The organism is Methylovulum miyakonense HT12, from assembly GCF_000384075.1.
In the GTDB taxonomy this organism is placed as follows: domain Bacteria; phylum Pseudomonadota; class Gammaproteobacteria; order Methylococcales; family Methylomonadaceae; genus Methylovulum; species Methylovulum miyakonense.
On sequence record NZ_KB913025.1, the window covers coordinates 2,673,362 to 2,694,957 of the forward strand.

Genomic DNA, 21,596 nt, shown 5'->3' on the forward strand with positions numbered 1-21,596 from the left:
AAACATTGCTTAAACTTCAAATTGCACACCTAGCTCGACCACCCGTTCTGGCGGGACCTTAAAGAACTGGATAGGTGATGACGCATTGCGGAACATCACCAGGAAGATTTTTTCTTGTAAAGGGTTCAAATCCGGTTTGTCAGAAGGGATCAAGGTTTCCCTGCCAATAAAGAATGACGCGCTAGCGGAGTCAATATCCAAACCTAGCGCCCTACATAATTTTATTATTTTGGGCACATTCGGCGTTTCCATAAAACCATGCCGTGCCGTCACACGGTAAAAGCCATGCTCCAAGGCGTCAAGGTTGATGCGCTCCCCGTCGGATATGGTCGGCACGTCCTCGGTGGCGATGGTCAATAGGACAATCCGTTCATGCAGCACTTGGTTGTGCGCGTAATTGACTTGCAAGGCATGGGGCATACTGAGGTTACGGGCGCTCATATACACCGCTGTGCCGGGAACCCGCGCCAGTGGCGGGTGGGCGTTGAGGCGGGAGATAAACCCCGTCAGTGACATGGAGGCTTTTTGCAGATGGTAGGTCAGCACTTCCCGTCCGCTTCGCCAAGTGGACATCAATAAAAACAGCAGGCCGCCGACAACCAACGGGAACCAACCACCTTGCGGGATTTTTAAAAGGTTCGCCCCCAGAAATGCGCCATCAATCACCAAAAGCACCGCCACCAGCGAATAGGCTGTCGATGGCCGCCATTGCCAGCTATCCAAGGCGACAATCAGGGTCAGCAAGGTGGTGATCATCATCGTCCCGGTCACCGCCAGGCCATAGGCGGCGGCGAGGTTGCCGGAAGAGCCGAAGCCAAGCACCGTGCATATCACCAGGACTAACAACGTGCGGTTCATGGTGGGGACATAAATCTGCCCGATGGCTTCCGTTGACGTGTGCACACGTTGCATACGCGGGATATAGTCCATCTGCATGGCTTGGCTAGTGATAGAAAACGCGCCGGAGATCACCGCTTGCGAGGCAATCACCGTGGCGCAGGTCGCCAGACCGATCATGGGGTACATGGCCCAGCTAGGGGCGAGCAGATAAAACGGGTTCAGGATCGCCGTCGGGTCGCGTAGGATCAGCGCCCCTTGGCCAAAATAATTTAACGCCAACGCCGGTAAAATCATCGAAAACCACGCCAATTGTATCGGGCGTTTACCAAAATGCCCCATATCGGCATACAAGGCTTCTGCCCCTGTCAAGGCCAACACGACCGCACCGAGCGCGATAAACGCATGCCAGCCGTGCCCCAGAAAAAAATGTAGCCCATAAAGCGGGTTCAGCGCTTCCAAGACGCCAGGGTTTTGGGACACGCTCAAGCCACCCAACAACGCCAAGACGCCAAACCATGCCATCATAATGGGACCGAACAGCAGGCCGACATTTTCCGTGCCTTTGCTTTGGAACATAAACAAAACAATGAGCACGACGATTGTGATAGGCAGCACATAAGGCTGTAACGCGGGCGCGGCAACTTGTAGGCCTTCCACCGCACTCAACACCGAAATGGCTGGTGTGATGATCCCGTCCCCGTAAAACAACGCCGTGCCGAACAACCCCAGGGCAATGATGATATTGCGTTGGCGTTGCTGGTTGCGGTGGCGTAACGCCAACGCCATCAAGGCCATGATGCCGCCTTCGCCCCGGTTGTTGGCACGCATCACGAACAAGACATACTTGATCGAGATCACCAAAATCAAAGACCAGAAAATCAGCGAAAGGATACCTAGCACATTGTCCGGCGTCGCCGCCACGGCATGGGGGCCGTTGAAAATCTCTTTCATGGTGTACAGCGGGCTAGTGCCCACATCGCCGTAAACGACACCGATAGCACCTAACATTAAGGCGAGCACACCGCCGGAGGGTTCATGATTATTGGATTGGGACGCCATTATTTCCTTCTCATAAGTTGTCAATAGGGTCATTGTCGCATTGCCGATAGCAAATGCTAAGTGAAAATCGTAGGGATGCCTTGTGGTTCCAACCTATAAAGTGGATACTTTTACCATGCGTTTGCCGTTCTTATTGGCGTGCTGGCCAATGCTACCGGAAATTTTGGTGCGGTATTGGTGGCGCCGGGTGTGCCATTAAAAGCGCGGAAATTACAAAGACGGATGCTTGGCCTTATTTTGCAAGGTGTGCATTTGGCTTGTTTATTTATTTTCAACTCGAAGAAAAAGTCTGCGTAACATCAGTTATTTTAATTATAACGGGTAATGAGTGTGCGTAGGTTCCCCTCTTTGAAAAAGAGGGGAGGTAATTACGAGCTAACCCTCATTTACCTGACGAAACAATGCTGACTGAGTATTAAGGGGGTAACGGGACAAGGATGTTGGTAACTCTAAGTAATTGGTTAATCAATAAATTACATTTGGAAAGGCTATGATTTTCGTTTTAGTGCACGGCATCAATGATACGTCCCGTAAATTTAAAACCATGCAGGCCGCTTTTGAAGGTGAAGGCCACACTTGTATCGTGCCGTCTTTGGTTCCCAAAAATGGCAGCAAGGGCTTGGAATTTTTGGCAAGGCAATTAAGCGATATTATCAACGCCGAGGTGGGCGTGGACACCCCGTTCTGTTTGGTGGGTTTTAGCATGGGCGGGTTAATTTCCAGGTATTACTTGCAGGAAATGGGGGGCCATAAAAAAGCCAGCCACTTCTTTTCCATTTCCGCACCGCATCATGGTAGTGTCTTGGCGTATTTGTCGGGTAATTTGGGTGCCAAGCAAATGCGCCCAAACAGTGATTTTCTCCAGTCACTGTGGCAAAGCTCAGCGCGTTTGCAAAACGTGGCGTGTTATTCCTACTGGACGCCCTTTGACCTGATGATTTTGCCGGCGGCCAGCTCAGTTTGGGCAAGGGCCGGGAACATTAAAGTGTATGCCTTATGCCATCCGTTGATGGTAAGGGATGGGCGGGTTATTGCCGATATTCTCTTGAAAACGGCAAACCATTGACCTATTAAAGTAGCCTCCTTGGCTTGTTCCGCCAGCGAGACCCGCTCTAGCGTATGCACGATATTGCAGTCATGGTCGGAACCGCATCGTCAGAATTGTATGACCGCGTCAACGCCCAACAGGATTTGGTCAGGACTACGCCCGACGTTGAAAGGGGGCGTATGTGCTTCGCTCCAGTCGTAACGCACTTCGGGGCGGACCATCAACCAGCCGTTGGGTTTCCAGTTCAAGCCCGCCGTCATCGCGTAATAGCTCGCCGCGCCCGCCGAATAACGAACGCCGTCATCGTCGCGGAACCATTCGCCGCGCACACCCAGCCCCCAGGTATCGGCCGCCTGATAGGTAAGGTACTGGACGATGGAATACCACTCGGCATTTTGTCCCTGGGCAATGGCATTTTGTTGGGCGCCCCGGTCATGTTGCAGCACATAATGCCACCGGCCGAGATTCTGCTGGAGTATCGCCGAGTAATACATTAGTTCGGAACTTCGGCGTTCGTAAACATCGCCCTGCAAGACCGAGAAAGAGACGGTGGTGCCGGTTTTGGCATGGTTCCAAGTCAATCCGCTCATGTGGCTCCAAGCGCCGAAATCCCGGTCGAAATTGTCCGCACCCGTTGTCGCGCCGAGGTTCAGGCTCCATTGCCCGTCGATAGGATAAGTAAACAATGCGCCTGTCGTCGTGAAAGGCGAGGATTTGAAACTGTAGGTGTGCGAGGAAAAGAAGTTTAGCGGCGACGGCACTGACTCATAACCGATGATGGTGTAAAAATGGCCGAATTTTCCGCTCAGGCCGTTGCCGATAGGCGCGAAGACTTCCATGTAAGCCTGCGGCAGCGCGATATTATAAAAGCGTTCGTCGCGCTGGCTGATAATGCCGATGTCCCAATCCCCGGTTGCCTGGGTATAACGGGTATCCGTGCCGAACATGAAATCGAAGCGGCCACCTATATCCCAGTTTGAGGCTTTAACAACCGCTTTCTCGATGAACAAATCCAACTGGTACAGATTAAACTCGTTCGCCCGGTCCGTCATGGATACCGGGCTGTTGCTGCGGTCTGTTGGCTCATCGGGGTTGTAATTGATGCCCGTGGTCGCCCAACCACCCAGGTTTATCCCATGGGCTTGCAGTCCGGCCCAACTGGCGGCCTCTTTTCCAGAAAGCCCGGCAATCAGGCTAGAAGGCGAGTCGTCTGCACTCGCTACAGGATTCAGCAGGACGATACTACAAATGCTTAACAAACTATTGCGTAGGGACATTAACATTAAAATTTGCCGCCATTGATTAAAAATAGTGTGCCAATACTGGCAAAAAAACCTAATAAAATCGCAGGCATCCAGCGTAAATGCAGGGTAAAGGTATGGCCTTCGCCTTCTTTCATTACGCCTTTCATAAGCCCAAGCACATGGAGAGCAGGCGCGGAACCGATCGCCAACAGGCTGCCGCCCACGCCCAAAGTCAAGGTCAATAACAGCCATTGTCCGTTTGGAAAGTCGGGGTGCATATTCAATACGGCAAACATCAAGGTGCCGTTATCAATAGTGGATGATGACAAACTGATCAGCACGTTGGCAAGGGTCGGGCTAATTTGGGTAAACAAATAATGCGCCATCGCATCCAGATAACCCAAGAAACTCAGTGCGCCGACGATCATCATCGCGCCATAGAAAAACAGCAAGGTATCCCAATCCACACCGGCGATACACTTGAAAATATCGAAGCCTTTATTCGAATCAATGGTTTCTTGAGTTTCAGGGATTAAAAAATGGCTCAGTTTTTTGGTTTTGGTTAAAAAATAAGCAAAGAATTGCAATAACGCCAAACCAAATATCATTCCCGCTATGGCAGGCATGTCAAAAAATACATTAGATAAAATGGTGATGCTGAAGGTGAGGATAAAGATAAAAATAATCCGCTTGCTGCCGCGTTTTAACACGGGTGTTTCCTTGGAAAAGCGAGGGGTTTCCTGGGTAACCGAAAAGTGCATGATGGCCGCGGGCACTAAAAAATTGACGATGCAGGGGATCGTTAAGGTAAAGAATTCGGTGAAATGCAGCGCGTTTTGCTGCCAAACGAAGAAAGTGGAAATACCGCCTAAAGGGCTCATCGTGCCGTCGGCATTGGCGGCGACCACGGCATTTAGCCCTGCCAGGCCGACAAATTTAGGCTGATTTTTTCCTATCTGCAAGATGATGTAGCCCATCAACAAGCCCACCGTCAAACTGCTGATAACCGTAGACAGCAAAAAGGCGATGGCTCCCGTTATCCAAAATAATTGCCGGTAACTGTATTGCCGGTTTTCCAAGACGATGCGCAAGGCGTCGAAAATGCCCCGCTCGGTCATGGCATTTAAAAAGGAACGCCATGCCATCGGGTGTTTCTTCGGCAAAATAAAGCATTACCGCCGTATCTTCTCCCGCTTCGAAAGGCTTGCACGTAACTACAGGGGGTTCCTTTGTTTCGTCTCCGCCTTGATTTGGTTGCGCTAAGTTATGTCAACAGAGCCTAAGCTATTCGGTTTCTTTTTATTTCCGGCCTGTGCCGTCCAAGCGTTTTTTATTCCATGGACGGCGGCTGTTATTTGCAATGGGTAGGTGAGTTATTTCTAGCCAGATCCTTAGGCGATGATCAGGAAATCATTACCCAACGAGGCAGGGTGGGATAGTTCGCCAAGAACAACTAAAGCAACCGGGTTTCCCGCACCTGCACCGTCAGCATCATAAGAGACAACGCCAAGGCCAGCATCGTAGCTAAGGTTTACACCCAGCCCTACCGTATTGCCCACCTGACCAGCGAAAGCATTGAAGATTGCAGCAGACAGCTCAATGACATCATTGCCACTCAGGAAATCGGTGATGGTATCGGCATTTGAGCCACTCAGTGCCGTTTTGAACACAAAGTGATCTACCCCGCCAGCACCTGTCAGGACATTGGCCTGATTATTCCCAGCCAAGCGGTCATTGTACGCACTGCCAATCACGTTTTCGATGCCGCTCAGCGTGTCTGTCCCGCTAAAGACGCTGATAAGTTGCGCGGCGGTCGTCGCCAGATTGACGGTCACGCCATCGGTCGAGTTGCTGTAATCCACGGTGTCGGTACCGACGCCGCCAATCATGACATCGTCACCGGACTGGTTGAACGTGAACAAATCGTCACCCGCCCCGCCGTCGATCCAGTCATTACCATCACCACCGCCCAAAATGTCGTTGCCCAAACCACCTTGAAGGGTGTCGTTACCCACGTTACCCTTCAAGGTGTCGTTACCGTCGCCCCCGTCGATCCAGTCATCACCATCACCGCCGCCCAAATTGTCGTTGCCCAAACCACCAAAAATGGTGTCGTTACCGCTCCAGCCTTTGATTACGTCATCACCTCCTAAGCCATTGAGGTTATTGGCAGCTGAATTCCCATCAATAGTGTCATTAAACAATGCACTGCCAATCACGTTTTCGATGCCGCTCAGCGTGTCTGTCCCGCTAAAGACGCTGATAAGTTGCGCGGCGGTCGTCGCCAGATTGACGGTCACGCCATCGGTCGAGTTGCTGTAATCCACGGTGTCGGTACCGACACCGCCAATCATGACATCGTCGCCGGACGGGTTGATCGTGAACAAATCGTCACCCGCCCCGCCGTCGATCCAGTCATTACCATCACCACCGCCCAAAATGTCGTTGCCCAAACCACCCAAAAGGGTGTCGTTACCCACGTTACCCTTCAAGGTGTCGTTACCGTCGCCCCCGTCAATCGTGTCGTTACCATACCAACCATTGATGATGTCGTTGTCTGTGCCGCCATTGATGGCGTCGTTCCCAAATCCACCGTAGACCAAGTCATCACCCGCACCAGCACTGATAGTGTAGTTACCCGTCGCCGCCTTAATGAAAATAGTGTCGTTGCCTGCATCGGACGTGATAGTGTTGATGGCGGCAGACGTTTTTGCCGTTATAAAGTCCGCGCCTATACCCGTTACAATCGTTTGCGCGCCTGAAGCCGATATGGCCGATAGGGTGACAGCGGGCGCACCCGTGCTGGTGATGGTCTGCGCACCGCTCGTCGAGGTTACGCTCACGGCTGTAAGATCCCCGCCCGAAATGGTTTGTGCTCCCGCACCTGATATGGCGGTCACTTGCGCAAGGTTTGCCCCCGAAATGGTTTGTGCGCCCGCACCAGTTATGGCAATCGCCTGCGTAAGGTTTGCCCCGGTGATCGTCTGTGCACCTGCTGTGGACATGGCCGTCACAGTGGCAATGCCTGACCCCATGGTGATGTCCTGTGCGCCATCCACCGAGGTGGCGGTGATGGTTGCCGCTCCGGTAAATGTACCCATGTCAATCGTAATCGCACCTGCGCCAGATGTCGTCACTAGGTCAACCCCGGCGGTTGCGAACGCCGTTTCAAAAAAACCGCCCGTGGTGATGGTTTGTGCGCCAGCCCCCGTTGAGTTGATGACGACTTTTTCGATGTTGCTCACCCCGCTCCAGTAGCCGTCGACGGGCGTGATCGAAGCGGTGCCTATCGGGGTGATATTCAGCGTATCAATCCCGTCACCGCCATTGATGGAATCGAGGATGGCCCATGTCCCGGTTGCCCCGTCATTATAGGTGGCTTCGAAAGTGTCATCTCCAGAACCGCCGACAAAATTGTCGAGATTCGTCGTGAGTGTAAAAATTGCCATGATTAGTCCTTATTCGTAATGATTGTGAGAGTTGGGTTTGAAGTCATCGCCAGCGTGCTAAGGAAGCTTTAACTTCCCCCGCCTTAATAAGCGGGCCGGGTTGGCTATACGATGGATGAAGCGGCATGTAACCGTTTAAAGGATTGTTATTAATGGCGTTACCTGTTGATAAGGGAAGCGGTGCTGGCAATCGGTTGGTGACGTAAATTCCAGTAATGGCCTTAATGTTGCCTGGGCATCATCATCGTACAGTGCTTATCCTCTGCTTTTTTTAACAAAAGTTCTGTGCGCAGGCACACGTATCACGCGATAGGCATCCGCCAAAAGCCCTTAAAAAGTAGGCTTTATTGGTGGCGGTTAAGGGGACAATCCACATAAAGGTCCATGAAACCCAAATATTGAGGATAGCTAATGACTTGACGCCGTGTCGGGATGGCCTTGCATATTGACTATGCTTCCGCTCGCGCCCCAACTCCGTCAACACGCCCGGCCCCTACGGCTACGCGGGGGGCGTCGTACACCGCGCCACTAACGTTACGCTTCCTGTACTCCTTCCCAGACAGCTTCTAAGTGATGCCCATCGCAAAATTCCTATTGCCTCAACGGTGGATAGGGAATAGGGTTTCTGAAATAAAGATTCTGTAAGGATGGGTTTGCATTTGGGAGGCAAACTGTTTCCGTCATTCGATCTGCAGCCAGGGTAGGTGGTATTGGGTAATTACGTAATACCCGGCATTTAAGGTAACGGGCATTTAGGCACTTTAAGGAGCCGGATGGTGTGTTTTTGGTTAAAATGGATGGATCCCTAATAAAATGCCCCCATTATGAAACCCTTATCCATTTTGCCGCTGTTGCTGTTGGCCTTTCTTTGCCATGCCGAATCTCCTGACGGTCAAGTGTGCGTGCATATTCCAGAACGTGGCACGGAAACTACGGTGATCCAGGACGCTTGCCAAAAAGGCGATATTATTCAATTGAACAAGCGTTTGGTGGCTTATTTGTGTGATTTTGACAAGGCGATTGTCAGTTACGACAGGGGCGACCAGTATCTGTGCGCTTTCTTGGGGATAAAACGCGCGTTGCGCGAAGGGACGAACCCTTAATTCGACAGGCGGGACAAAATAGGGGCGGTTTTAGTTTTCGGGTGGCTATCGCTTACCGGAGCGTGGCCCTACAATATGAATTTTGAATTAAATCTTAGGTGCATTGGTATGACACACAAAAATCCCTTACCCCATAACAATAAGCAAAGCCAATTGGTGATGGCTGCACGCCGCGACCAGGAGTTACGGGAACAATCTTATCGCGGCCAGGCATTGAAAATGTACCCGTGGGTCTGCGGGCGCTGTGCGCGGGAGTTCACGCACAAGAATTTGGCTGAGTTGACGGTGCACCATAGGAACCACAATCACGATGATAATCCCGCAGATGGAAGCAATTGGGAATTGTTGTGTTTGTATTGCCATGACAACGAGCATTCCCGTTATGAAGAGACACGTTTTGCCAGTGTCCAATCCCGCAAGCCAAGCACGCCGACGGTCACCCATAACCCGTTTGCGGATTTGAAAAGCCTGTTGGATGCTAAAAAGTGAGGGGGGATCAAGGCAATGAGTCGATCCCAAAATTGGCGAGCGCATCGGCCCGTTCATTGCCTTGGTCGCCAGAATGGCCTTTAATCCATTTCCATTCGATGGTGTGCAGGGTTTTGGCGGCATCGAGCCTGCGCCAAAGGTCGTCATTTTTGACGGGTTTTTTGGCGGCGGTTTGCCAATTGCGTTTTTTCCAGTCGGGCAGCCATTCGGTGATGCCTTTGAGGACATAGCTGGAGTCACTGTTGAGCTGGACGTTACAGGGCTTTTTTAAGGCTTCCAGAGCTTGTATGGCCGCCATCAGTTCCATGCGGTTATTGGTGGTGGTTTTTTCGCCGCCAAACAGTTCCTTGGCGTTGCCTTTGTAAGTCAATAGCACCCCCCAGCCACCTGGGCCAGGGTTGCCACGGCAAGCCCCATCGGTATAAATAATGACAATATCACTCATGGCTGATGGTGTTTGCAGGGGAGGACGCTAAAGATGTTTCGTTGACTAAGCGGGGCATTTCCTGTGTCACCGGGGTTAGGGGGATTAGATTATAGCGGCGCTTTATGGCCTTAATGGCATAGGAGGTCGCAGACAACGAGCCGGATGGATTAATGGCTTTACTGTGTTTGGTTTTGACTTCATCAAGATAGAAACTGGATGAAGTGGTGACTTCAAAATTCAACAGTTTTAACCAATCCATAACCCGCCCATGGCTGATAAAGTGGCCGCGCCAAGAGTCCGCCAGTTTTATTTCCCATAAAAAATGGTATCTGACCCATAAGCTCCAAGGGTTAAAATTCATTATCAGAACAATGCCTTCCGGTTTTAAGACACGTTCAATTTCGCGCATGGTCTGGAAGCGGGAAGTGTCAAATTCCAGCAAATGCGGGATGATCACCATGTCGACACTTTCGCATTTGAGCGGCAAGCGGAATGCTTTGGCTTGAATTTTTCTGGCATCTTGACTGCCCAGACTGTTTACATCAAGTATGGTATAAAATTTGTATAAAGAACAATCAATAAAGTCGTTTTCCCAGCCCAAGCCGCCTATTTGCAATACGGTTTGCTGGCAACTGACCGTGATGGCGCGTTGTAAGAACGCCGCCTCCAGTTCTTTTAGCAACTTGCCTCGTGGCGTTTGATACCAAGAAAATAAAAATTTACGTTTCATTGCAGTGCATTAAGGGTTTAAGCCTGGCCTATTTTGGGGCAATGCCTTGTTTTTGAAACGGTGGCGTGAGTATACAAGATCAATCGGCAGCTCAAAATATAGCGGGGATTTAGGGAATTCTTCACTACAATGTAATATTACTTGGGTTATTTACAAGAAAAACAAGTTATACTATAACCCTTATTATGATTAAACTACACTCTTAGGCTTTAAGATGATGCACGTTAATTTTAAAAGGCCAGCCAATTTCCTTTTGATTTTGCTGTCTTTAATCGCAGCAGGTTGTTCGGAAACCCCCAAAAACCAGTTAAGTGTCGCTGATCAGCTTCCAGGGCGGTCAGATTATGATAGTCAGGATGATTTATCCGGACAATATCCTTCAGCAAGTTCCCGGCTTAAATTCAATAAACACAGGCAAAAAAGCGCCTCCGGTGAACATGAGACGGTATGGGACCGTTTGTTGTCGTTATATTCCTTGCCAGAAATTGATAACTATCGGGTTGACCGTGCGATGGACTGGTATTTGCAACATCCGGCATCCTTGGCCATTATCCAAGAACGTGCCGAGCCATATCTGCACCATATCCTTGATGAAGTCGAAGCCAAAGACATTCCAGGCGAATTGGCCTTGTTGCCTGTGGTGGAAAGCGCGTTTGTGGCGAATGCTTATTCTTCAGCCGAAGCTTCCGGCCTTTGGCAATTTATCCCGTCAACGGGTGAAGAATACGGTTTGCAACAAAATGCCTGGTATGATGGCCGCCGTGACGTTTACGCGTCCACTAAAGCCGCGACAACCTATCTGAAAGAGCTGAGTGAGCTTTTTGACGGCGATTGGCTAAAAGCCTTGGCGTCATACAACTGCGGCAAAAACCGTGTGCGGCGTTCAGTTGAAAAAAATGAAGAGCGTGATTTGCCGACCGATTATTGGTCCTTGGATTTGCCCCAAGAAACGATGGATTATGTGCCGCGTTTGCTGGCCATCGCAAAAATATTCGCCAACGCCGAGCAATACAACCTGCATTTGCAATACATCCCCAACAAGCCCTATTTTGAAGTGGTTGACATTAAAGCCCCGTTGGACTTGCATAAGGCCGCGCAATTGGCTAATACCCCGTATGACCAGTTTTTAAAGCTCAACCCCGGATTTAACCGATCGTGCACCGCCCCGCAAGGCCCGCACCGCTTGCTGGTGCCTGTTGAGCAGGCGAGTACTTTCAAAAGGAACCTGGCCCAGCTTCCGTATCACGAACGTGTCAATTACGGCAGTTTAAATCCAGAGCCGATACTGGCGAGAAACAAACCCGAAGAGCGCCTATTGACGCAAATCAAAAAGCCTGAAATTAAAGACACCAGGCACGAAGAATCCCAAGCCGTCGCTTCATCCTTTAGCCGTTATAAGGTCAAATCAGGTGAAACCCTGTCGGCTATTGCCAACCGTAGCCACACCACCCTATCAACGTTGCGCCGCGTTAACCATTTAGCCAGCAATACGGTACGTTCCGGTATGATGCTACAGGTCCCTTCCGTATCCGATAATAAGCCAGATAGCCATTTATTGGCCGCGAAGGCGGCAAAAATCCAAACCGCAAACCATCAAATGTATGCGGTGAAAAAAGGTGATACGTTTTGGAACATTTCCCAGCGTTTCGCGGTGACCCCAAAGGATATTGCCGAATGGAATAAAATTACCTTGAAAACGGCATTGGTTCCTGGCCGTAAGTTGGTCATTAAAAGCGCCAACCAGCAAATCGCTTCCGTATCATCTATCCGCCTGGTCCACTACAAGGTTGGGGCGGGTGACACATTGACCCAGATTGCCAAAAAATTTAATGTCCCGGTCACTGATTTACGTAAGTCAAACGCAGATGTTTTGGGTAAAGGGTTGCGTCCAGGCCAAAAACTAAAAGTCATTGTAGACGGCCAACCTTCCACCTAATTGGCGGCGTTGGGCTGATAAAATTAAAAGGGCGGTTTACCGCCCTTTTTTATTGCCTGGACGCATTAAAATCCAATAGTTGGGCGCTTTATATCGTGCCAATTGCCCGTATCCGCGTGCATATTGTTAAAAACTGCTTGTAGCCCAACATCTACGCGCAAAAACACCGGGGCATTTGGTAAGCCGTTCCCCTGATCCCTAGAAAGCAAGCTCCTGGCATGCCCCAATACGCCTGTCAGTCCCGGAAACCTTTAGAGGCAAAAGGGCGGTGGCGGTGGTGAAGCGGTTTTTAGATTTTATAGCGGCATTGGATTGGTATCCGCCCGTACGTTTCAACTTGCCATAGGGCGTTGGAAACGTTACGGGACGGCTGCCAAGGCTGTCAAAACCTTACACCAAAACCCGCTCTATCCCGCCGTTTGCGGCTTGCCCGATATAGTTGCCCATCCAGTCCGGACCCAATATGTGCCGGGCAATTTCGACCACAATATAATCGACTTCCATTTGCTCCAGGTCATCCTGGTAACGCAGCAAGCCTTGTACACAAGACGGACAGGAAGTCAGCATTTTGACGGGCCCCTCGTAACCGTCCGTGCGCAGCTTGGCGGTGTCTTCCTGTAATTCAATGGCTTTGCGGGAACGCACCTGGGTGGAAATATCGGGGCGGGCGACTGCCAGAGTCCCCGATTCGCCGCAGCAACGCTCGGATTTGTTGACCGTCGTGCCGATCAAACCGTTGACTGTTTTCATGGGGTCTTGCTGCTTCAGCGGGCTGTGGCAAGGGTCGTGGTATAGGTAACGGGTGCCGTTGACACCTTCCAGCTTCACGCCTTTTTCCAATAGATATTCATGGATGTCGATTAACCGGCAGCCAGGGAAAATCTTTTCAAATTCGTAATCCACCAGTTGGTCCAGGCAAGTGCCGCAACTGACCACGACGGTCTTGATGTCCAAATAATTCAGCGTAGTGGCGACCCGGTGGAACAGCACGCGGTTGTCCGTGGTGATTTTCTGCGCCTTATCGAATTGCCCCGCCGCACGTTGGGGATAACCGCAACACAAATAGCCCGGAGGCAAGACGGTTTGTACGCCGATTTCGTAAAGCATGGCTTGGGTCGCCAAACCGACTTGTGAGAACAAGCGCTCGGAGCCACAGCCAGGGAAATAAAATACCGCTTCGGAGTCAGTGCGGGTTTTATGCCGGTCGCGGATGATCGGCACGATATGGTCGTTCTCGATGTCCAGCAAGGCCCGCGCCGTCTTGTTTGGTAGTTTGCCGGGCATTTTGCGGTTGGTGAAATGGACCACTTGCTCGAATACCGGTGTTTTTCCAGTCGATGAAGGCGGTTGCGAGAGCTGCGCTTTGCCCCAGGGCTTTAGCAAGACATTGCCCAAGCGTTGCCCTTTGTAAGACCATTCGATCAAGACCTTGCGCATGGCTTTGACAGTGTTGGGATGGCTGCTAGTCAAAAATGCCAAGGCGGCTGTTTTAACCGGATTGAAACTTTGCTTGCCCATTTTGCGCAACAGGTTGCGCATGTTCATCGACACGTCGCCGAAATCAATATCAACAGGGCAGGGGTTGTAACATTTGTGGCAGACCGTGCAATGGTCGGCGACGTCTTCAAATTCTTTCCAATGGGTGATGGAAATGCCCCGGCGGGTCTGCTCTTCGTAAAGGAAGGCTTCGATCAGTAAGGAAGTGGCGAGGATTTTATTGCGTGGTGAATACAACAGGTTGGCGCGTGGCACATGGGTGGAACACACGGGCTTGCATTTGCCGCAGCGCAGGCAATCCTTCACCGAGTCGGCAATAGCGCCGATGTCGCTTTGCTGCATGATCAGGGATTCATAGCCCATCAGGCTGAACGAGGTGGTGTAGGCTGCATGCAGGTCAGCCCCCGGCATCAGCTTGCCGCGGTTAAAGCGTCCTTCCGGGTCTATACGTTGTTTGTAGTCGTGAAAACTTGCCAGTTCTTCCTCGGTCAGGAACTCGTATTTGGTGATGCCGATACCGTGTTCACCGGAGATGACCCCGCCTAAAGACCGGGCCAAGCCCATGATCCGCACCACCGCCGCATTGGCTTCCTGCAGCATCTCATAATGGTCGGAATTGACTGGCAAATTGGTATGCACGTTGCCGTCACCGGCATGCATGTGCAAGGCCACGAACACCCGTCCGCGTAAAATTTCCTTGTGTACGGCTTCCACCCGTTCTATGACCGGACGGAAATTATCGCCTTCAAAAATGTCCTGCAAACGGGGCAATAGCTCCGATTTCCAGGAGACGCGCAGCGAGTGGTCTTGGATACGGTGGAACAAGGTCGGTTGGTCTGCCCGATTGGTCAGCTCGGAAACGTGAATGCCGTAGTCGCCGAACGCCGCTTCCGCTTGTAGCAAAGGCAAATCGAGATGGTCATACAGCCACTGCCAACGCCCGCGCACTTGCGCGACAGTATCTAAGGCCAAACTGCGGCGGTCGCCGACCAGTTCGGCTTTGTTGGTGTTGTCTTCATAAGAACGCAACGGCAAATCGCCAGCCAAAAAATGGCTTAGCGCATCGCACAGCCGCAATTTGTTGCGCAGTGACAGCTCGATGTTGATGCGCTCGATGCCGTCACAATAATCACCCATGCGCGGCAGCGGTATCACCACATCCTCATTGATTTTGAAGGCATTGGTGTGCTTGGCGATGGCGGCGGTGCGGGCACGGTCCAGCCAGAATTTCTTGCGCATCTCCGGGCTGGCGGCGATGAAACCTTCCGCATTCCGGGCGTTGCACAGCCGCACGACTTCCGATGCGGCCAAGGCGACTTGGTTTTCGTCATCACCAACAATATCACCGACCAGCACCATTTTGGGCCTGCCGTGGCGTTTGGCTTTAGGGGCGTAACCCACGGCTTTCACATAGCGTTCGTCAAGGTGCTCAAGGCCTGCCAGCATCACCCGTGCCGGGCCGTTTTTAGGCAACGCGGCGAGGTAATCGCGGATCTCGACTATCGCCGGCACGGCTTCCCGGACTTGGCCGAAAAACTCCAGGCAAAACGTACGGGTGTGTGGCGGCATTTTGTGCAAAATCCAACGTGCCGAGGTGATGATGCCATCGCAACCTTCTTTCTGGATGCCAGGCAAACCGCCTAAAAACTTGTCGGTGACATCCTTGCCTAAGCCGGCTTTGCGGAATTGCGCACCAGGGATGACAAGCGGTTCTTCCGACAACAGCTTGCGGCCGTCAGCATCGTACCGTTTCAGCAAGAAACTGACGTGTTCCTGGTCGTGGATCTTGCCGAGATTGTGGTTGAAACGCTCGACTTCCAACCAGTTGCCGTCCGGGGTCACCATGCGCCAGGACAACAGGTTGTCCAGTGCCGTACCCCACAGCACGGCTTTTTTGCCGCCCGCGTTCATGGCCACGTTGCCGCCTATGCAAGACGCGTCCGCCGAGGTCGGGTCGCAGGCGAACACCAGCCCCGCATTGTCGGCAACGTCCATGACCCGCCGGGTCACCACACCCGCCCCGGTGAAAATGGTCGCATAGGTTTGCGCCACGCCCGGCAAGCTGGATTCGCGCTCCACACGTCCGATTTCCAGCAGCTTTTCAGTGTTGATCACCGCAGAGAAGGGTGTCAAGGGCACGGCACCACCGGTATAGCCCGTGCCACCGCCGCGCGGGATAATGGTCAAGCCCAGTTTGATGCAATCACGCACCAGCTGCCCGACTTCCTCTTCATTGCCCGGATACAAGACGACAAACGGATATTCCACCCGCCAGTCGGTGGCGTCGGTCACATGCGACACGCGGGCGAAACCGTCGAAACAAATGTTGTCCTTACGGGTATGTTTGGACAGCAACGCCAAGGCCTTCCGGCGCATTTCCCGGGTATTTTCGAAATGTGCTTCGAAAGCATTGACGGCTTGGTGCGCGGCGGTTATCAATAACGCGACCCGCCTCGCCCGGCCGACATCTTCATTTTCAAGCTCGTCATGGCGTTTTTCCATTTGCCGCAAACGGTGGCGCAAGGCTTCTAGCAAGGCCTTGCGGCGGTTACGGTTGTCGAGCAGGTCATCCTCAAGATACGGGTTGCGCTGCACCGCCCAAATATCGCCCAACACTTCGAAAAGCATCCGTGCGGAGCGCCCGGTCACCCGTTCGTCACGCAACGAATCCAGGATGCGCCAGTTGTCTTCACCCAACAGGCGGATGACGATTTCGCGGTCTGAAAAAGACGTGTAGTTGTAAGGAATTTCGCGTAGCCGGGTAGGCGCCACATCGGAAAAAAGGGCAGGAGATTGTAAATCCACAGACATCCAAGGTAATGACGGAAAATAATGGCAGCGGGCAGGGTTGCCGCCGCCAGGCGAATGGTAATTGTCCAATAATACGGGAGATTATTTTACAAAACAGCTTTTTTCCGCATAAGCTTCCGCTTCTTTAAGCTGTGCGCGTAAGTCTTTGGATTGTTTGGGGTCACGAAAAACACCGCCGCTTTCCCCAGGCGTGCTTTTTAAGTAATTAAAGGTTTTTGCCGCTTCGTATTCGCTGAAAGTCAGCTTTTCGGCGATTTTGTCGATTTTGCAACCGCAAGCATACTGGTTGATATAGCTCAAGCCCCCGTGTTGCGCCACACAATTTAAGACATATTCGACGCGGTCACGGGTCGGGAAGTCATTGCCCGGTGTTTTTTCAACAACGGGTCCGGCTGGTGCGGAAGGTTGCTCCGGCGTGGTTGAGCAGCCCGTAGTGATGGTGATTAAGGCGATTGTTAAAATAGACAATAAAGAGGGTGCTTTCATGGATAATAATGCCCTATAAAATAAAAAGCCCTACACGTAGGGGGCGATAAATGGCTGATAAGATTGCGGCCTATCAGCTTGTTTAAGTATTTTAACCGAAAATCCCTGGCGTTTTTCAGGCAAGCCGGAAAAATAAACATTCACCCATGAACTGTTGGATAATTGGCTGGTGTTTCACTTTGGGCAGACGGGCTATTTTTATGGATAATAAAGAAACAATAACAGGCGTGATTCTGGCTGGCGGTCTGGCCAGGCGCATGGGCCACCAAGATAAAGGCCTGGTAAGCTTTAAAGGCCAACCGCTCATCAGTTATGCAATCGCCGCGATGCGGCCTGCGGTTGGTGTGCTGGTCATCAACGCCAACCGGAATGTCGGGGATTACCAGAAGTTTGGTTTACCCGTCATTAGTGACCAAACCAGCAGCTTTGATGGCCCTTTGGCTGGTGTGCTCACTGCGATGTCCTACAGCCAAACCGAAGAGTTGCTGGTCATGCCTTGCGATTCGCCCCTGATGGGGACAGGGCATTTGCAACAATTGCTTGACGCCCGTCGGGACAACAATGCCGACATAGCGGTCGCCGTTGCGGATGGGCGCTGGCATCCGGTGTTTCTGGCGATAAAGGCCTCATTAAAAACGGACTTGCAAAGGTATCTGGCCGATGGCCACCGCAAGGTGGAAACGTGGTTGGTACGGCATCACGTTGTCCCTGTGGATTTCAGCCACCAACCCGGACTGTTTATGAACATCAATACCATGGCGGAACTGGTAAACTTGGAAAACCAAAGCGTATGAATCTACTTCTTGAACGCATAAATGACGTAACTCAGCAAAGCCAGCCGGCTCAGGATTTCAGCGCCCAAGGTTTCGGCAACGGCGCTTGTGCTGGCAATCTTGCCTTGATGCATCGCCAATTTTCTTAAATAGCGGTAAGTGGGCAGGGTGTTGACGGTGATGTCGCGCTCAACCAGGCAATCGAATTGGGTGAGTGCGGCAAGCTTGCGATAATGATCGGCGGAAAATTGCAAGTTACATTTGCCGTAAAACCTCCAATCCGGCAATTTCATACGGGTAAACGGCAGCAGTTTTTTTTTGGGCACAAAATCCGACAAGGCCAAATAGCCGCCGGGTTTGAGGACGCGGTAAGCTTCTTTGAAAAATTGGGCGCGGTCAGGGAAATGGAAAATACATTCGACGGCAAGCACCACGTCAAAAGACTGGTCGGGGAAGGGTAGGGCGCAGGCGTCGCCTTGGTGGAATTCGATGCGGTTGTGTCCGTTGGCGGTGACGGTGGCGCGGGCGCGTTCCAATTGCCGGTCATCCAAGTTCAGGCCGACCAAGCCCATACGCACATAACGCTCATTGATATGGGCGATTGTGCCGCCAAAACCGCAACCGACATCCAGCACATCCAGGCCATTATGGATATTGCCCGCTTGGCAAACTTGCGCGGAAAGTTCTTCGGCGGCTTGTCCAAAATCTTCGGTGCTAAGCATGGCCTGTTTGGGATTTTCCCAGTAGCCCCAGTGGACATGCCGGCCAAAACTTTTTGCCACGGCTTCGTTGCCGTCTTTTAATAATTCCAGCAGGTAATCAAAATACGGCAGTTTAACTTGTGGGGAGGGTTCGGCAGGTTTCATGGTTAAGCTCCATTGGCAGTGTTGGGGTTTAATGGCGTGGATTAATGATAGTCTATCCAAATTTTAGCAGACCGGCCCATTTATGAAGATTTTAATGATGTTATGGTTGTGTGTGTTGGTCAATGCGCACGCCGATATTTATCAATGGCAAGACGCCAGTGGACAACGGCATTTTGCTGACAAGCCCGTTGAGCCGGTTGCCAAAAAACTGGACATCAAGCCTGGTTATGGCTTTTTGTCTGTGCGGACGGTTTACGATGGCGATACCGTGGTATTGCAGGATGGGCGCAAGATCCGTTTTTTGGGCGTGAACACGCCGGAAGTCGCGCATCGCGGCAATAAGGCCGATGCGGGTGGCGAAGCGGCGAAACAGTGGTTGCAGGAGAAACTAAAACACACCCGTGTGCGGCTAGAAATGGGGGTTGAAAAAACCGACAAATACGGACGGACATTGGCGCATTTGATCACCGAAAACCAGGAGCATATCAATGTGCAATTGGTGACGTTGGGGTTGGGGACGGTGAACATTTTCCCGCCGAACTTGGGTTATGTCCGTGAGCTGGTCGCGGCGGAAAAGGAAGCAGAACAAGCCCGGCGGGGCATTTGGAACCGTCCCGAATACGCGCCAGTTGCGGCCGGTCAAGTGGACGAAGCCGTTTATGACGGGCACCATTGGCAGCGCGTGACGGGCAAAGTGCAGGATGTTTATGCGACGGGCAAGTCGGTGTACCTGAAATTCACCGGCACCTTTGCGGCACGTATCGAAAAGGACAATTTGCCGCTGTTCCCCGAGGTGCAGGGTTATCGGGGCAAAACGCTGGAAGTGCGGGGCTGGTTAAGCAAGAATAAAGATAGGTTTGTGATGTTGCTTAGGCATCCGAGTGCGCTTGTTATGTTGCAACCAACAAATTGACCAACACCTGTTCGTAAATTGCCGACAAGGTTTCCAAATCCTCCAGCCCGATATGCTCGTTGATTTTATGGATGCTTTCATTCAGCGGCCCCAGCTCAATCACTTGCGCCCCGGTCGGTGCGATAAAACGCCCGTCCGAAGTGCCGCCGCCCGTGTCATCTAGGGGGGCATATCCTGTGACGCTTTTGATCGCGGCATGGGTGGCGGCGACCAGTTCGCCCGAAGCGGTCAAAAACGGTTGGCCTGACAAACGCCAATCCAACTGGTATTTGAAACCGAATGGGTCGAGGATGGCGTGGGTGCGTTGCTGGATGGTTTGTGCATCAAGTTCGGTGCAAAAACGCAGGTTGAACTGCACGTCCAAATGCCCGGGGATAATGTTTTCCGCACCTGTGCCGCCGTTGATGTTGGAGACTTGCAAACGGGTGGGCGGGAAGAATTCGTTGCCCTGGTCCCAGACCTCTTCGGTCAAGGCTTTTAGCGCCGGGGCGAAAGTGTGGATAGGGTTTTCCGCCAGTTCAGGGTAGGCGACATGGCCTTGGATGCCGATGACGGTCAAACGGGCGCACAAGGAGCCGCGCCGGCCGACACGGATGACATCGCCGATGCGTTTGTCGCTGGAAGGCTCGCCCACCAAACACCAGTCTATTTTTTCCCCGCGTTGTTCCAACACGTCCACGACTTTGACCACGCCATGCGTGGCGATGCCTTCTTCGTCACTGGTCATCATGACCGCAATCGAGCCTTGATGGTCGGGATGTTTGGCAAGGAACCGCCCCACGGCGGTGACGAACGCCGCGATGCCGCCTTTCATATCAGCGGCCCCGCGTCCGTACAATTTGCCGTCTTTTATCGTTGGTTCAAACGGCGGCGAATCCCAGGCGCTTAATGAACCGGGCGGCACCACATCGGTATGCCCCAAAAAGGTGAACAAAGGTTTGTCCTGCCCGCGCCGTAGCCAGATATTTTGGGTGTCGGCAAAATCCAGCCGCTCGGCGGTGAAACCTAGCGGTGCCAGGCATTCTGCGAGCAGTTCCTGGCAGCCAGCGTCTTGGGGGGTTACGGACGGGCGGCTGATCAGGGTTTTTAATAATTCCAGCGTGTCACTCATAATTCGCTTGCGTAGCGCTCGGCGGTGAAGCCGACCAGCAGTTGCTCACCCGTGTCCAGCACGGGGCGTTTCATTAAGGTAGGATGCGCCAGGATCAAAGCCTTGGCTTTGTCCTGGTCCAGGTCGGCTTGTTGTTCGGGGGACAATTGCCGCCATGCGGTGCTGCTGCGGTTAAGCAGCAGCTTCCAGTCGGCACGGGCCATAAAGTCGTCAAGTTGCGTGGCGGTCAGGCCATCCACACGGACATCGTGGTAACGGTAAGGCTTGCCATGTTGTTCCAGCCAGACCCGCGCTTTTTTCACGGTCTGGCAGGTTTTAACGCCGTATAGGGTAAAGGTTGTCGTCATAGTGCGTTTAGAGCTGGCTGTTTAACAATTCGTCAAGGGTCGGCAATTCAGGGTCGGCTTTGCAACGCACCTTGTAAATGTCAATAAATTCCATAAAAGCCTGCTCCAGATCAGCCAGAATATCTTCCTCATTTTCCCGTTCATCTTCAGGGACATCGTCAGAAGCCAAGTATTCGCGTTGCAAAGCCACTTCGCTGTTTAAGGCAAGCGTGGCGTAAATGACGGCGTTGTTTGAGATAGAGTCGCTCATAATCTTTAGCTCCAAGGTTGGGGGAAGGTTATAAATTGGCTTAGTGTAGCGTAACTGGACTTTTTTAGTATGAGTTTATTGGGGCGACTAAGCCAAGCCCTGCCCAATTTGCAGGGCTTGGGATAACAAAATTAACCGCCGCCAGTAACGGTTGAAATAAACCAACCGTGGGTTGATTTGCCCGTAGGTTATCCGCCCATCCCATGCGTAAAAGGAT

General features: G+C 52.0%; 18 protein-coding genes. 6 read left to right on the top strand and 12 right to left on the bottom strand.

The features are described 5' to 3' along the window. Positions 1–9 precede the first annotated feature (9 nt). Entirely contained in the window at positions 10–1,932 is a 1,923-nt protein-coding gene (locus tag METMI_RS0113430) for a potassium transporter Kup (RefSeq protein ID WP_232215224.1), read from the bottom strand. Positions 1,933–2,389: 457 nt separating this feature from the next. Between METMI_RS0113430 and METMI_RS24055 the strand changes: the two genes are divergently transcribed. Beyond that, a complete protein-coding gene (locus tag METMI_RS24055; protein WP_019866808.1) occupies positions 2,390–2,965 on the top strand; it encodes a lipase family alpha/beta hydrolase in 576 nt (191 codons plus the stop codon). A gap of 89 nt (positions 2,966–3,054) precedes the next feature. On the opposite strand, the gene METMI_RS0113445 is transcribed toward METMI_RS24055, so the two are convergent. The 3 genes from METMI_RS0113445 to METMI_RS27005 all read right to left on the bottom strand — a co-directional run bounded on the left by METMI_RS0113445 (position 3,055) and on the right by METMI_RS27005 (position 7,640). Next, positions 3,055–4,230 (bottom strand): porin, encoded by a 1,176-nt coding sequence (locus tag METMI_RS0113445; RefSeq protein WP_019866809.1) that lies wholly within the window; start codon positions 4,228–4,230, stop codon positions 3,055–3,057. Then, positions 4,230–5,336, bottom strand: a complete 1,107-nt coding sequence (gene nhaD / locus METMI_RS24060; RefSeq protein ID WP_019866810.1) for a sodium:proton antiporter NhaD — start codon at positions 5,334–5,336, stop codon at positions 4,230–4,232. Before nhaD ends, METMI_RS0113445 begins: the two co-directional genes overlap by 1 nt. A 246-nt stretch (positions 5,337–5,582) precedes the next feature. Continuing rightward, complete coding sequence (locus tag METMI_RS27005) at positions 5,583–7,640, bottom strand: calcium-binding protein (RefSeq protein WP_019866811.1); 2,058 nt, start codon at positions 7,638–7,640, stop codon at positions 5,583–5,585. 824 nt (positions 7,641–8,464) lie between these two features. Between METMI_RS27005 and METMI_RS0113460 the strand changes: the two genes are divergently transcribed. Both METMI_RS0113460 and METMI_RS0113465 read left to right on the top strand, forming a co-directional pair. After that, complete coding sequence (locus METMI_RS0113460; protein ID WP_019866812.1) at positions 8,465–8,743, top strand: hypothetical protein; 279 nt, start codon at positions 8,465–8,467, stop codon at positions 8,741–8,743. 108 nt (positions 8,744–8,851) lie between these two features. Continuing rightward, positions 8,852–9,232, top strand: a complete 381-nt coding sequence (locus METMI_RS0113465; protein ID WP_029151694.1) for a YajD family HNH nuclease — start codon at positions 8,852–8,854, stop codon at positions 9,230–9,232. A gap of 7 nt (positions 9,233–9,239) precedes the next feature. On the opposite strand, the gene rnhA is transcribed toward METMI_RS0113465, so the two are convergent. Together rnhA and METMI_RS0113475 are read right to left on the bottom strand one after the other, a co-directional pair. Further along, positions 9,240–9,677, bottom strand: coding sequence for a ribonuclease HI (gene rnhA, locus METMI_RS0113470; RefSeq protein WP_019866814.1), 438 nt, complete (start codon positions 9,675–9,677; stop codon positions 9,240–9,242). After that, positions 9,670–10,389 carry a class I SAM-dependent methyltransferase gene (locus METMI_RS0113475; protein ID WP_019866815.1) on the bottom strand — a complete coding sequence of 240 codons (720 nt, stop codon included), beginning with the start codon at positions 10,387–10,389 and terminating at the stop codon, positions 9,670–9,672. The genes rnhA and METMI_RS0113475 overlap by 8 nt, the downstream gene beginning before the upstream one ends. Positions 10,390–10,603: 214 nt before the next feature. On the opposite strand from METMI_RS0113475, the gene METMI_RS0113480 reads away from it, so the two are divergent. After that, positions 10,604–12,325: a lytic transglycosylase gene (locus tag METMI_RS0113480; RefSeq protein ID WP_019866816.1), complete on the top strand. Its 1,722-nt coding sequence runs from the start codon at positions 10,604–10,606 to the stop codon at positions 12,323–12,325. A 390-nt stretch (positions 12,326–12,715) separates the two neighbouring features. Here the strand turns inward: METMI_RS0113480 and METMI_RS0113485 are convergent, their stop codons facing one another. Then, positions 12,716–16,627: a DUF3683 domain-containing protein gene (locus METMI_RS0113485; protein WP_408630386.1), complete on the bottom strand. Its 3,912-nt coding sequence runs from the start codon at positions 16,625–16,627 to the stop codon at positions 12,716–12,718. A gap of 87 nt (positions 16,628–16,714) precedes the next feature. After that, positions 16,715–17,119: a hypothetical protein gene (locus METMI_RS0113490; protein WP_019866818.1), complete on the bottom strand. Its 405-nt coding sequence runs from the start codon at positions 17,117–17,119 to the stop codon at positions 16,715–16,717. Between the two features lie 200 nt (positions 17,120–17,319). On the opposite strand from METMI_RS0113490, the gene mobA reads away from it, so the two are divergent. Beyond that, the gene (gene mobA, locus METMI_RS0113495; protein WP_029151696.1) at positions 17,320–17,913 is read left to right on the top strand and encodes a molybdenum cofactor guanylyltransferase MobA; all 594 of its coding nucleotides are present in this window, start codon (positions 17,320–17,322) and stop codon (positions 17,911–17,913) included. A 2-nt stretch (positions 17,914–17,915) separates the two neighbouring features. Here the strand turns inward: mobA and METMI_RS0113500 are convergent, their stop codons facing one another. Beyond that, positions 17,916–18,758, bottom strand: coding sequence for a class I SAM-dependent methyltransferase (locus METMI_RS0113500; protein ID WP_019866820.1), 843 nt, complete (start codon positions 18,756–18,758; stop codon positions 17,916–17,918). A gap of 82 nt (positions 18,759–18,840) precedes the next feature. Between METMI_RS0113500 and METMI_RS0113505 the strand changes: the two genes are divergently transcribed. After that, entirely contained in the window at positions 18,841–19,671 is an 831-nt protein-coding gene (locus METMI_RS0113505; RefSeq protein ID WP_019866821.1) for a thermonuclease family protein, read from the top strand. On the opposite strand, the gene dapE is transcribed toward METMI_RS0113505, so the two are convergent. Genes dapE through METMI_RS0113520 form a run of 3 tightly spaced genes read right to left on the bottom strand, consistent with a single transcriptional unit; the run spans position 19,649 to position 21,379 of the window. Continuing rightward, positions 19,649–20,782, bottom strand: coding sequence for a succinyl-diaminopimelate desuccinylase (dapE, locus tag METMI_RS0113510; protein ID WP_019866822.1), 1,134 nt, complete (start codon positions 20,780–20,782; stop codon positions 19,649–19,651). The two genes, METMI_RS0113505 and dapE, sit on opposite strands and share 23 nt — an antisense overlap. Continuing rightward, positions 20,779–21,129, bottom strand: a complete 351-nt coding sequence (locus tag METMI_RS0113515) for an arsenate reductase (RefSeq protein WP_019866823.1) — start codon at positions 21,127–21,129, stop codon at positions 20,779–20,781. The genes dapE and METMI_RS0113515 overlap by 4 nt, the downstream gene beginning before the upstream one ends. Before the next feature lie 7 nt (positions 21,130–21,136). Continuing rightward, the gene (locus METMI_RS0113520) at positions 21,137–21,379 is read right to left on the bottom strand and encodes a hypothetical protein (protein WP_019866824.1); all 243 of its coding nucleotides are present in this window, start codon (positions 21,377–21,379) and stop codon (positions 21,137–21,139) included. Positions 21,380–21,596: the final 217 nt, after the last annotated feature.

What these genes read in the sequence shown, in the direction of transcription:
- mobA (WP_029151696.1), top strand. Translation starts at nt 17,320, where the DNA reads ATGGATAATAAAGAAACAATAACAGGCGTGATTCTGGCTGGCGGTCTG.
- METMI_RS0113520 (WP_019866824.1), bottom strand. Translation starts at nt 21,379, where the DNA reads ATGAGCGACTCTATCTCAAACAACGCCGTCATTTACGCCACGCTTGCC.
- METMI_RS0113430 (WP_232215224.1), bottom strand. Translation starts at nt 1,932, where the DNA reads ATGACCCTATTGACAACTTATGAGAAGGAAATAATGGCGTCCCAATCC.
- METMI_RS0113475 (WP_019866815.1), bottom strand. Translation starts at nt 10,389, where the DNA reads ATGAAACGTAAATTTTTATTTTCTTGGTATCAAACGCCACGAGGCAAG.
- dapE (WP_019866822.1), bottom strand. Translation starts at nt 20,782, where the DNA reads ATGAGTGACACGCTGGAATTATTAAAAACCCTGATCAGCCGCCCGTCC.
- METMI_RS0113480 (WP_019866816.1), top strand. Translation starts at nt 10,604, where the DNA reads ATGATGCACGTTAATTTTAAAAGGCCAGCCAATTTCCTTTTGATTTTG.
- METMI_RS0113445 (WP_019866809.1), bottom strand. Translation starts at nt 4,230, where the DNA reads ATGTTAATGTCCCTACGCAATAGTTTGTTAAGCATTTGTAGTATCGTC.
- METMI_RS0113460 (WP_019866812.1), top strand. Translation starts at nt 8,465, where the DNA reads ATGAAACCCTTATCCATTTTGCCGCTGTTGCTGTTGGCCTTTCTTTGC.
- METMI_RS0113500 (WP_019866820.1), bottom strand. Translation starts at nt 18,758, where the DNA reads ATGAAACCTGCCGAACCCTCCCCACAAGTTAAACTGCCGTATTTTGAT.
- METMI_RS0113505 (WP_019866821.1), top strand. Translation starts at nt 18,841, where the DNA reads ATGAAGATTTTAATGATGTTATGGTTGTGTGTGTTGGTCAATGCGCAC.
- METMI_RS27005 (WP_019866811.1), bottom strand. Translation starts at nt 7,640, where the DNA reads ATGGCAATTTTTACACTCACGACGAATCTCGACAATTTTGTCGGCGGT.
- METMI_RS0113465 (WP_029151694.1), top strand. Translation starts at nt 8,852, where the DNA reads ATGACACACAAAAATCCCTTACCCCATAACAATAAGCAAAGCCAATTG.
- rnhA (WP_019866814.1), bottom strand. Translation starts at nt 9,677, where the DNA reads ATGAGTGATATTGTCATTATTTATACCGATGGGGCTTGCCGTGGCAAC.
- METMI_RS0113490 (WP_019866818.1), bottom strand. Translation starts at nt 17,119, where the DNA reads ATGAAAGCACCCTCTTTATTGTCTATTTTAACAATCGCCTTAATCACC.
- METMI_RS24055 (WP_019866808.1), top strand. Translation starts at nt 2,390, where the DNA reads ATGATTTTCGTTTTAGTGCACGGCATCAATGATACGTCCCGTAAATTT.
- METMI_RS0113515 (WP_019866823.1), bottom strand. Translation starts at nt 21,129, where the DNA reads ATGACGACAACCTTTACCCTATACGGCGTTAAAACCTGCCAGACCGTG.
- nhaD (WP_019866810.1), bottom strand. Translation starts at nt 5,336, where the DNA reads ATGGCATGGCGTTCCTTTTTAAATGCCATGACCGAGCGGGGCATTTTC.